The following is an 11478-nucleotide window of genomic DNA, read 5'->3' on the forward strand; positions in this document are numbered from 1 at the left end:
AGCCGGGTCCGTAGCATCGCCACGGCCCGCGGGCCCGGTACTCGACCGGGCCGGCGGGCCGTGGTGACTTCCAGGGTGTTTCAGTCACCGAGAGGTGACCTCCAGGGTTTTTCAGTCGCCGGTGGTGATGTCAGCGGCGGTCAGTCGTCGTTGATGATGGTCCCGGTGCCGAGCGGATCGGCGTTTCGGATCCCAGGGCCACCGATTACCAGCAGAGTCAACGTCTCGTCGGCCTCTTGTTTCCGGTCGCCGCGCACCGACACCGGGAAGGTCAACGTTGTGTGGCCAGCCTGCAGCGTCTGGCAACCGGCGTATGACCGGTAGTCAACGCCAGGCCGCGCGCTTCGGCCCAGGGTCAGGGCACAGACCAGGGCCGGCTCGGAGAGGGGACGCGAGACGGTGACCGGGAAGGCCAGCTCGCTGCTGCCCCGATCGCCTTCGACCACCGAGGCGTCGGCGACGGTCAGCGTCGGGCGCGACCGGAACCGGGCCACCTGCGGATCGTGGTCGCTGGCGCCGCGCGATCCGTCCCCCGCGTACTCCGCCGGCCAGTCGGCGTTGATGTGCGCGGCCCGCATCTGTACGAGCTCATTATGGAGCGCCGCGGTGACGAAGAGGTGGTCCAGCGTCTGGGCCTGGCCGGCGAAGCTGTACGAGTAGGCGGACGACGGCGCGTCGGCGAGCAGGTCATCCCAGAGGTTGCGCAGCCCCACCTCGTACAGGGGAGCGAGCTGGTCCGACGGGGTCGGGTCCGCGGCTGTCGCGATCGGATCGTCGGGACGGGGAAAGACGTTCAGGTCCCCGCCGAACACCACTCGGGCGTCCGGGTCCGCCGCCGCGACCGCGGAGACGATCGCAGCGCCGTACGCCGCCTGCTCCCGGCGCTGCCCCACCCGGCGGTCGGGGCCGGACGAGTAGTGGTTGCTGGCCGCCCAGAGCGTGAGCCGTTCCCCCGAACCGGGGGCGGCGGCGATCGTGAACCGGCCGAGCTGCGGCGCGCGGGTGAAAACGTTGTCGCCGTCCTTGCCGGTGCTGGTGTCCACGTCGGGCGGAAGGACCGCGTTGAGTGCCTTGGGGTTCTGCACGTCGGCGTTGGATGGCAGCCCGGGCGCGCGGTACTGGACGGTTGGGGCGGCGCCGAGCAGTGGATCGTCGACGGTCGCCTCGGCCAGCGCGACCCGGTCGGTGCGGTAGAGGAAGGCCGAGGTGATGCCCCGGGCATCGGCGCCGCTGCGGTCGTAGGCAGCCGCGTAGGACGGGCCACCGTTGTCGCCGATGGTCAGCGCGAGCTCCTGCAGCGAATCCGGAGCGCCGTCGGCGTCGTCGGTGCTACCGCAGACCAGCGTGCCGCCGTCAACCACGCAGATGTCCTGATCCTCGGTCTCCTGGACCAGGATCAGGTCGGGGGAGTGCAGGTCGTTGGTGATCTGGTCGGCGAGCGCGGCGAGCTGGTCCCGGTACTCCTGCTCGCTGTCCGGCACGTAGTCGAAGGGCGGCCGTACGCCGGTGCAGCCGTCATTTCCGGCAAAGTCGCAGCCGTCGAAGGGGTCGTCGCGGAAGTCGTAGAGGTTCTCCACGTTGTACGCGGCGACCGCGTACTCCGTCGACCGCTGGGCTGGCTGCGGTGGGTGGTTCGTTGCCGGGTCGGCTCCGGCCGCGAACGCCGCGGACTCGACCTGGACGCCGTACTTCTGGAACGAGTAGTAGAGGCCGCCCACCGCGTCGTCCGTCAGCGTGTCGAAGGTGCGTGCCGGTGGGAGCAGGGTGGTGTTGTCGCCGCTGGCGGCCTTGACGCCCAGGCTGCCCAGCATGATCCGCTGGCCGTTACCGTCGTCGAAGATCTGGGTGGGGTCGTTGTCCAGCGGGTGGGCGTCGCGGAACACCCGGCGGGTGTGCGGGTCGCTCCGGTCCAGGAGCGGGTCATCCCGGTCGACCAGCCAGGTCTCGGCGTCGGCGGTGGAGGCGAAGACGTTGCGCCCGCTCACCGTCTGACTCTCCGCGCGCACCCGCAGCCGGGCCCCCTCGTGCCGTTCCCAGAAGCGTTCCGCGTCGGCCAGATCGGTCGGGGGCGCCGCGTCGGTCACCGTGACCACTCGGTCCACGTCCAGCCCGGTGGAGATCCGCCGGACCAGCAAGGCGCTGGAGAGCTGCGTCATGTGGTAGTACTCGGAGACCCGGGCGTGGAGCACAACCTCGTCGCCGACGGTCGGCACGTAGCCGCCGATGAGTGACGGGTGCGAGCCCATGAAGACGAAGATGCCGTCGGAGCTGGTGGGATCGCCGTCGGTCGCGTCGGCGCGGCTTTGGAGGAAGAACCCGTGCTGGTCCCGACCAGCGGAGTCGCGGGCCAGGGTGCGCTGGGTGACCACTCCGCGGACGTCGTACCGCGCGTTGCTGGCACCGTTGCCGCTGGTCGGCGCGAGCGGCGAGCGGTCGGTGGCGCCCTCCTCGGCGTCGGTGGTCGGGCCCTGCACCTCGCCGACCGTCAGCTCTCGGGTGGCCTGCACCGGCAGGGTGCAGGTCGCGGTGGTGCCGTCGGTGTCGGTGGCGGTCAGGACCACCGAGTACGCCCCGGCGGCCAGGTCGGCGCTTGCGCTGACGGTGGCCTGAGCGGTGCCACCGACCGCTCCGGCCGGGGTGAACGCCGTCCGGCTGATCGTGCCGGTGGCCGGCGTCGGGCTGACTGACGTGACTGCCAGGTCGACGATCTCATCGTCCGGGTCGGTCGCGGTGACCTCCCGGGACGCCGCGGTGCCCGCCGGCGTAACCAGGGGATCGCCGCAGGTGATGGTGGCGGGGGTGTCTACCGGGCCGTCGCCGAGGTGGTGCGCGCCGAGCCCGTCCACCGTGTCGGTGTCGAAGCCGGCCCACTCGGTGGCCGGATCGAAGCTGTCGCCGGGATCGGTGTCCCCCGAGGTGATGCCGCCAAGCCGGCGGAGGGTGTGGTTGGCGGTGTTGGTCAGGCCGGTGCCCCACCCGCTGCCCGGATCGACGCCCACCTGACCGATCGCGTCGAGCACGGTGCTGCCGCGGCGCAGCACGACCGCGTCGTCGCCGTTGAAGAGCCCGGCACCGGTGACCTGGTCGGCCTGGGCGAGGATCGCCGCGTTCGCCGAGGAGTGGGCGAAGACAAATACGTCTCCCGCCGCAACCGTGCCGGTGAGGGCGGTGGTGGTCGGCGTGGTGGAGCCGTTGAAGTAGAGCAGCAGTTGATAGCCGCCGGTGGCGAGGTCGACCGGCGCGCCGGTGCCGTTGAAGAGCTCGATCGCCTTGTTGTTGGACGAGCCTTCGACGTACTCGGAGATGAACAGGTCGGTGGGGGCGGCGGTGGCGGTGCCGGGCGTGACCCCGACGGCCGCGATGCTCGCGGTAGCGGTGACGGTGGCGAAGACGGCGAGTGCGCGGCGCGGGCGCATGGAGCCTCCACGGTGGGTGGATGGGAACGAGCGCAGGTTAGAGGGTGCGCCCTACCTCGCTCTATCCCCCGAAGATCCCGATGATGAATTCTTGGCGGTGGCGTCGAGCCGGTGCACCAACTCGGCAACGTCAACGCTGTACTCGTACCACTCCCGGTCGGGGCGGTAGCCCAGCTCGGCGTTGACCTTCAGCATCGCCTCGTTGTCCTGCGCGTTCCAGGTCTGCACTCCGGTGAGCGCCGGCTCGGCCGAGCGTAGCTCCAACAGCATGCGTGCCTTCATCGCCCGGTCGATGTCGTGCCCACGGTGCGCCGGTACGACGATCGTGTCGTACTGGTCGGCCCGGGTCGGGTGCTGCGCCGGCACCACCACCTCGGTCAGCCCGGCCACCTCCCCGGTCTGCTTGTGTAGCGCGAGGACGATGTACGGGGTCATCCCCCGTCGGTGCAGGCAGTCGAGGCTGTCCCGGAGCCGCTGCGGGTCGTAGGAGCTGGGGCGGAGCTCGCCCTCCTCGACATCGCGGGCCTCCGCCTTGGCCCGCGCGTACGCGTCGATGAGTTGATCGGGCAGCCCACCGGGATGGAACTGCACGTCATACCCCGGGCTGACGCCGTCGGCCGTCCTGCCCAGCTCCACCCAGTCCACTCCGGCCAGGTCGAGCACGCTTCGGTTTTCGACGTACTCTCGGGTGAACCCGAGCGACTGGAAGAAGGCGACCGCCGGGGTGTCGCCGACAACCTCCACGCCGATCGTCTGGAACCCCTCCTGGTAGACCCGGCGGGCGGCGGTCAGGACCAGCTCGTGGCCGAGGCCGCTGCGGCGTGCCGACGGGTGCACCAACACCTCGAGTACGCCGATGCTGCCGAGCAGCAGCACGTTGACCATCCCCGGCACGGCCACCTCGCCGCCCTGGGCCGGGTCGGGCACAGCCACCCAGGAGATCCGCCGTTCGCCCGGCATCATCTCGGTCAGGTACTCCCGCAGGAAGCTCCCCTGCCAGGGCGGGTCCTGCGGCAGATCGGCGGCGAGGACCGCGTTCAACGTGTCCAGCAGGGACACCATCTCGGCGGACGACGCGGCCCGAAGGTCCCATTCGCGCATCATCACCCGTCTAGCTTGCCGTCTACCGCTGCTCTGGGGAAGTAGGGGATTTCCCGGAAACGTGGGTGATCATGTCAGCTCCGGCTTGCCTGCCCGTACTGGTTGGCTTTGTCGAAGACGTCCTGAGCGTACTGCCGCACATCGTTGTACGACAGGATGGCGTTCCACCAGTCGGCGGCGATGGTCAGATTCCGGCCACCCTTGCACAGGTAGTTCGCGGCGGCCAGGGCGGCGTCATCGATGTCGTGCGGGTCCTTGCGGCCATCGTTGTCCGCGTCGGCCCCGATCTCCTGCCAGGTGGTCGGAATGAACTGCATCGGCCCGATCGCCCGGTCATAGGTGGCGTCCTGGTCCAGCGTGCCGCGGTCGGTGTCGCGGATCAGCATCCGCCCGCCCTGCCCGTCTAGCGGCAGGCCGATGATCTCCGGGGCGGCCCGACCATCCGAGCCGAGCCGGGCGTTGTTGGCCTGCCCGTGTGCCGACTCGACGTGCCCGATCGCGGCGAGCGTGGTCCAGCTCAGGCCGCAGCTGCGGTTGGTCTGGGCGAGGACCAGTTCGGCGTAGCCGTAGGCCTGCAACGCGACCGGTGCGATGTCGACCTTCGGAGCGGTCTGGGCTGCCCAACTTGCGAGCGTGTCGGCGGGTCGGCCGAGACCGGGGGGCGGGGCGGTCAACGTGGCGTCCGGTGGGGGCAGGATGCCGGCGGGCGGCCCGTCGGGCACGGAGGTCGGTGCGGCCGTGTCGCCGGCGGTGGCGGCAGCGATGTTCGGGCCGGAGCGCACCGTGGCAGGCACCAGCAGGGCTCCAGCCGCCACGGTCGCCGCGACCAGGAGCAGCAGGAAGCCGCCGGGGAGGGTGAGCTGGCCGCTGGGGCGTCGCGACCAGCGGTGGACCGAACGCGCCGCGCCGACCGCCAAGCGGCTGGGCGAGACGCGGATGGCGTGCGCGAAGGGGCTTCGGCGCCGCCGGACTCTCGCGGCCCGCTCCGGCCCGGCCGGGTCGCCGGACGATTCGACCTCGTCGGCCAGGTCCGCGTCGCCAGAATCGGCTGGTTCGGCCTCGTCGACCGGCTTCGCGTCGGGGTCCGGTGTTGGCTTCGCGTTCGGGTCCGGTGTTGGCTTCGCGTCCGGGTCCCGCGTCGGCTTCGCGTTCGGGTCCGGTGTTGGCTTCGCGTTCGGGTCCGGTGCCGGCTTCGCGTCTGGGGCCGTCGGCGGTTGCAGCCAGGGTCGGCGCGGCCGGGGCACCGGCCCGGGCCGACGGCCGGCGGCCACGTCGGATCCACTCTGCGCTCCCCCACCCGGTGTGGCCGGGCGCAGGGGCCGGAGGGTCTGGTTCTGCTCGCCGTCCACCACCTGTCGAGTATTACCCATGTCCGGCTGTTCGTCCGGGGCGGTCGTAGGCTGGAGGCATGCCCCGGTACGAGTTCCGTTGCCGCGTCTGCGGTGACACCTTCGAGGTCAACCGGCCCATGTCCCGAGCCGCCGAGCCGGCCCGCTGCCGGCAGGGGCACGACGACACAGTCAAACTCCTTTCCGCGGTCGCGACAATTAGTCGTAGCGGGCCGGGCGGGACCGCTCCCACCACAGGTGGTGGCTGCTGCGGCGGTGGCTGCGGCTGCTGAGTCGGCATTCGATTCGTCGACGTCGCACCGCGCTTGCCGACGTCGGCGAGGAGTGGCACGTTGGAGCAGAACCGGCCGTCATTCTCGCGATGCGTGACGGGCTGGATTCAGGCAGCATGAACCAGACGTCCTGGGCGGAGGTTCCACGCATGTCGCCACGGATCCACCTCCCGACCGGGTGGGTGACCTTCGTCTTCACCGACATCGAGGGCTCCACCCGGCTGGCCCAACTGCTCGGGCCGGACTACCGGCCGGTGCTACGGGAACATCGGCGCCTGCTGCGCCGGACCATTGTCGCCACCAAGGGGGCGGAGCTACTCACCGAGGGTGACTCGTTCTTCCTGGCCTTTGCCGACGCATCCGCCGCGCTGACCGCCTGCCTGGCCGCCCAACGTGCCCTGACCAACCACGACTGGCCGACGCCGGATGCCACCCCGCGGGTGAGGATGGGGCTGCACACCGGGTGGGCGGAGCCCCGCGATGGCGAGTACGTGAGTGCGGAGGTGCACCGGGCCGCCCGGATCGCCGCCGCTGCGCACGGTGGACAGGTGCTCTGCTCCGCGGCGACCGCCCAGCACGCCCACCCGTTGCCCGGCGGTGCCTCCCTACTCGACCTGGGCCTGCACCGACTGCGTGGCTTCGACGACCGGGAACGGCTCTTCCAGCTGACCGCAGCCGGTCTGGAACGGCAGTTTCCGCGTCCGCGTACCGCTGACGCGGCGGCACACAACCTGCCCACCTCGGTCACCTCGTTCGTCGGCCGACAGGCTGAGTGGGCCGAGCTGCGCCGGTTGGTGGAGAACTATCGCCTGGTCACGGTGGTCGGCGCCGGGGGATCCGGCAAGACCCGGCTGGCGGTGGAGCTCGCCGCCGACCTGGTCGAGTCTCATCCGGACGGTGTCTGGTTCGTTGACCTCTCCACGGTGGCAGAGCCGGGGCTGGTGGCGTACGCGGTCGCCGCCGGGCTCGGCCTCCGCCCGGAGCCAGGCCGCTCAATGGTGGACACCCTGGTGGAGTACGCCGCGGCCCGCCGGATGCTGATGCTGCTGGACACCGGTGACGCCCAGCTGGCGGCGTCAGCCCAGGTGATCTCCCAGCTGCTCGCCGGTGGGGTGGGGGTGCGGGTGCTCGCGACCAGTCGGGAGTCGTTCAGACTTCCCGGTGAGGTGGTGTGGCGAATTCCGCCACTCCCGGTCGACCCGCCGATGGCCGGAGCGGAGAGCGACGCGGTTGCCCTGCTGCTCGACCGCGCCACGGCGGCGCGGGGCGGTCGGCGGCCCGACCCGGCGGAGTGGGTGGACCTGCGTCGGGTCGTACGTCGATTGGATGGCCTGCCGCTCGCCATCGAACTGGCCGCTGCCCGGCTGCGGGTGCTCTCGGTCGGGCAGCTCGCCGACCGTCTCGACGACGTTCTGGGTGCCCTCGACGCCGGCCGGGGCGATGCCGAGACCGGGCTGGCCGTGCGGCACTACAGCATGCAGGCGAACCTCCGCTGGTCGTACCAGCAGCTGGGCGCGGAGGCGGCCCGGCTGCTGCGCTGGCTGGCGGTGTTCGCCGGGCCGGTGGATCTGGCAACGGTGGAGTGGCTGTTGGACGGCGACCCGCTCGGCCCGCTGTCGGTGCTGGTGGAGAAGTCGATGGTGTTGGCCGAGCCGGAGGTCGGTGGTAGCACCTATCGAATGCTTGACCCGATTCGCGCCTACGCGGCCGGCCGGTTGGTGGCGGCGGGCGAGGAGCAGGCGGCGCGGGATCGACACGTGGCCTGGGCCGCACACGCGCTACAGCGGTTGGGCCTGGGGCCGGACGGCCGGCCGGTAACGCTCTCGCTGTACGCGTTCGATCCGTTGGCCGGGGAGCTGCGGGCCGCGCTTCGGTGGTGCGCGACGGGTGGTAGCGCCCGGGCGGGGCTCGCGCTCGTCGTCGGGCTGGACCAATGGTGGCGGGAGCGCGGCCTGGCCGGGAAGGGCCGGCTCTGGTCGTCCCGGCTGTACGACCGGAGCGTCGAGACCGGTGAGCACATCCCGGACGCGGAGCTGGCGGCGGCGCACCACGCGCATTCGTTGCACGCGGGGGCGGACGGCGACTTCGTCGAGGAGCTGCGCTTGTCGGAGCAGGCGGAGACGGTGGCCCGGCGGGCCGGTGACGCCGGCCTGCTGGCCCGGGTGTTGGCCAGCCGAGCGGCTCCCCTGGTCGACCTAGGGCAGTTCGCCGAGGCAGAACAGGTGTGCCGGGACGTCATCGACTGGGCGCAGCGGCAGGACGTGGTCGAAGATGCCCTCTTCGCCGTCCTCAGCCTGGCGGAGTTGCTGTGGCGTCGCGGTGCCCTGGGGGAGGCAGCAGAGCTGCTCGGTGCGGCCCGCCCGGTGGAGGCGGCCCGCCCGGTGGAACGGGGCCGCCGGACGGTGGACATGCTGCTCGGCCTGGTGGCGCTCGCCCGCGGCGACCTGATCGCCGCGCACGAGCATCTGTTGGTCTCGCTGCGGTCCCGGATGGCGCACGGTTTCCACCGCCGTGCCTGTGACACGCTGCAGGCGATTGCGGTGCGCTGTGCCGCGGGGGGCGATCCGTTGACCGCCGCCCGACTCTTCGGCGCGGGGCAGGCGCGGGGGGCCGCCCTGGGGGCGGCGCCGGGCATCAACGGCGACTACCTTGCGCGGTGGCAGGCGCAGGTGCGGTCGGCGCTCGGCGATGTCGTCTTCGACCGGACGTACGGCGAGGGTGCGGTGTTGGGCATTCGGGAGGCGGCGGCGGTTGCGCTCGGAGTCGAACACCCGGACCTGGCCGCTGATTCGACCCGTTTCGCCGCTGGGGTCGCCCCATCCGCACTCGTCAGCCCCCGGGAACGGCCTCTTCGTGCCCCGAGCGCGCCGGACCCCACCCGGGTCGGTCCCGAGCCCGACTGAGCTCAGGCGAAGAAGCGAGCCAGGTGGGCCTGCGTGGGGGTTGGCGCACCGGGCGGCAGGAGGGTCAGGTCGGCGAAGATGCTGGCCCCGTCACAGCCGGCGTGCAGGGGGTACCAGCGCGGAGCGTCCGGTGGGCGTTGGAGGCAGATGCCCTTGATGGTCTGGATGTCGAGCAGCCGTACGTGGGTGGGGTCGGCGACCGCGTTGACATGCCCCCACCAGGGGCTCATCACGTGCAGGACGCCACCGGGCCGGAGCACCCGGTGCGCCTCGTCCACCAACGGCAGGAAGTCGATCAGGTGTTCCAGGATATGGACGGCGAAGAAGACGTCCACCGAGTTGTCGGCCAGCGGCAGGGTGCGCGACAGGTCGGCTACCGCGTCGACCCCGACCGCGGGGTAGATGTCCAGGCCCAGGTTGTCCGGCCACTGCTTGGTCCCCCCACAGCCCAGGTCCACCACGACCGGATTCCGGCCGCCGACCCGGACCCGAGCCCAGACGGCCAGGACCCCGGCGAGCCGGCCGACCCGGTCCCGCACCAGACGTAGGTCACCCGGCTCATCGACCTCTCCGGTCAGGTGGGCTACGCCCCGGTCGAAGTCCACCTCGACGGCGAGATCCCGCAGCCGGCTGTCGTGCCGCGCCTGGTCTGCCCAGGCCTCGGCGAGGAACTCGTCAACCGCCCGCAGCCGTTGGGCTGAGGGCGGTGTCTGTGTCAGCGCGACCATGGCCCACCTCCGGCCGCCCGTTACCCGGAAACTCGCTCGGTATGCCTCCTGTCTCGGCGGGCGGAGACCGGCTGTGGGTCGCTTCGGGTTCCCGCCCCCGACCGGTGAACCTATTCTCAACCGGTAGGACGGCTGCCGCCGGCTGGTGTGCCGGGTGTCCACCGTGCCGGTGGTGGCAGGGTGCCGACACGACATGAGGGGGTGGGTCGGATGGATCTGCTGGCCGAGTATCGACGGGCGACCCGATACTTCGAAGCTGGGGACCCGCATGAAGCGGCTCGGCTGCTCGAGCCCATCCTCGCGGCCGAGCCCGGCAACACCGCCGTGCGTCAACTGCTGGCCCGGGCATACTTCTCCTCGGCGCAGCTCGGTCGAGCCGAAGAGCAGCTACGTGAGTTGGTTGATCGGGACCCGAGTGACCACTACGCCCACCACGTGTTGGGTCGGACGCTGGAGCGGCTGAATCGGCCGGTGGACGCGTTGCGGCACCTGCGGATCGCGGCGGCGATGCACCATGGCAACGCCGACTACCAGGCGGCGTTGCACCGAGTGCAGGCCCGGGTCGGTCGCTGACCCTCAGTCGTCCGGCTACTGCGCGTCGGCGCCGATCACCGGGCGGCCCCGTCGCCCGCCCCGCCACCTACGATGGTGCTGGCAACGGAATCGACCCGGTGGAGGCCCGGCGGTGAAGCTGAAGCTGGACCTACACGACATCTACAACCGGGGCACCGACATCGACCGGGCCCTGCGCGGAATCATCGACGAGGCGGTGGCGAAGAAGGCCACCCTGGTGGAGATCATCCCAGGCAAGGGGTCCGGCCAGCTCAAGAAGCGGGTGCTGCGGTTCCTTGATCAGAAGGATGTCAAGGCGCTCTATCACCGGGTGGAGAAGGACTCGAAGAATTTCGGCCGGGTCTTCGTGCACTTCCGTTGGAAGTAGTGACGAAACGCTGCCCGGGGCGCTCTGCCTGATTGCCGTGCGGTGATCGTCGTAGGTGGGCCAGCCAGTCGTCGGCCCAGTCGAGATGCGGACAACCGTTGTTCACGCACCGGGGGCAGGTCCGTCCTCCCCAGTGGCTACGGATGATCATTTCGATTCCGCGGAACACCAGGTCTGGGTCCAGGTCTGCCGGCTCGAAGGCGTTGGTTGTGGGGTGTTCGGGTTCCGCCTGCCAGCACCAGTCGACAAACCTCTGCCTGAGGTCCGGTCTGGTGCCGTTGAGTCGGGATAGCTGATCAGATGCTTCGGCCAGGAGCTTGCCCTGGTGGGCCAGCAGCGCTGACCTCCTGCCGCGATACTCGGCCAGCAACGCGAGCCGCGCGGGCTGGCAGGGCCAGTCGGCGCCGCAGGCCCGGCACCGCCACAGCGGGCGCATGGGGTCGTGTGCCTTTCTCACCACCGCCGGCTCCCGCGCGTGTCGTGGTCACGTAGGCAGCGCTTGAGGTCACCACACCGGGGGCACCAACTACCCGAACGGCATTTGGTCACCAGGCCCAGGATCACCCCAACGGCGAGCCCAACGACTATGGCAGTAGCAACGACAACCATCGACGTCCCCTCAGCCTCGCCTGTCGGCGCTCTGGACGGGCTGGTGCGCGGTCACCAGCGACCTCCGTTGGCTCGCCACTGCTGGGCCGGGGTGAGCCAGCCGACGCGGCCTACCTGAGGGTTGGCGACGGTGGGCTGAACCATCCACGCCGGCAGATTG

The 11478-nt window shown here is 71.0% G+C and carries 8 protein-coding genes and 1 pseudogene; 4 read left to right on the forward strand and 5 right to left on the reverse strand.

Annotated features, from left to right (window positions below; genetic code table 11):
• Positions 1-140 precede the first annotated feature (140 nt).
• The 3 genes from K228_RS0116550 to K228_RS0116560 all read right to left on the reverse strand — a co-directional run bounded on the left by K228_RS0116550 (position 141) and on the right by K228_RS0116560 (position 5887).
• A complete protein-coding gene (locus tag K228_RS0116550; RefSeq protein WP_025619439.1) occupies positions 141-3416 on the reverse strand; it encodes a lamin tail domain-containing protein in 3276 nt (1091 codons plus the stop codon).
• A gap of 51 nt (positions 3417-3467) precedes the next feature.
• Positions 3468-4520, reverse strand: coding sequence for a GNAT family N-acetyltransferase (locus tag K228_RS0116555; RefSeq protein ID WP_025619440.1), 1053 nt, complete (start codon positions 4518-4520; stop codon positions 3468-3470).
• A gap of 71 nt (positions 4521-4591) precedes the next feature.
• Complete coding sequence (locus tag K228_RS0116560) at positions 4592-5887, reverse strand: lytic murein transglycosylase (RefSeq protein ID WP_050581000.1); 1296 nt, start codon at positions 5885-5887, stop codon at positions 4592-4594.
• Between the two features lie 38 nt (positions 5888-5925).
• Between K228_RS0116560 and K228_RS27320 the strand changes: the two genes are divergently transcribed.
• Both K228_RS27320 and K228_RS0116570 read left to right on the forward strand, forming a co-directional pair.
• Positions 5926-6138: an FmdB family zinc ribbon protein gene (locus tag K228_RS27320; protein ID WP_025619442.1), complete on the forward strand. Its 213-nt coding sequence runs from the start codon at positions 5926-5928 to the stop codon at positions 6136-6138.
• Between the two features lie 116 nt (positions 6139-6254).
• Positions 6255-9041, forward strand: coding sequence for an ATP-binding protein (locus K228_RS0116570; protein WP_033776999.1), 2787 nt, complete (start codon positions 6255-6257; stop codon positions 9039-9041).
• Positions 9042-9043: 2 nt separating this feature from the next.
• Here the strand turns inward: K228_RS0116570 and K228_RS0116575 are convergent, their stop codons facing one another.
• Positions 9044-9769: a methyltransferase domain-containing protein gene (locus K228_RS0116575; RefSeq protein ID WP_025619444.1), complete on the reverse strand. Its 726-nt coding sequence runs from the start codon at positions 9767-9769 to the stop codon at positions 9044-9046.
• A 210-nt stretch (positions 9770-9979) separates the two neighbouring features.
• On the opposite strand from K228_RS0116575, the gene K228_RS0116580 reads away from it, so the two are divergent.
• Positions 9980-10342: a tetratricopeptide repeat protein gene (locus K228_RS0116580; RefSeq protein ID WP_025619445.1), complete on the forward strand. Its 363-nt coding sequence runs from the start codon at positions 9980-9982 to the stop codon at positions 10340-10342.
• Positions 10343-10454: 112 nt separating this feature from the next.
• Positions 10455-10709 (forward strand): Smr/MutS family protein, encoded by a 255-nt coding sequence (locus K228_RS0116585; protein ID WP_018218167.1) that lies wholly within the window; start codon positions 10455-10457, stop codon positions 10707-10709.
• Between the two features lie 34 nt (positions 10710-10743).
• On the opposite strand, the pseudogene K228_RS29605 reads toward K228_RS0116585, so the two are convergent.
• Positions 10744-11145 (reverse strand): annotated as a pseudogene (locus tag K228_RS29605) (flavin reductase); the annotation flags it as partial.
• Positions 11146-11478 lie beyond the last annotated feature (333 nt).

Source organism: Salinispora cortesiana (assembly GCF_000484695.1).
Lineage (GTDB): Bacteria > Actinomycetota > Actinomycetes > Mycobacteriales > Micromonosporaceae > Micromonospora > Micromonospora cortesiana.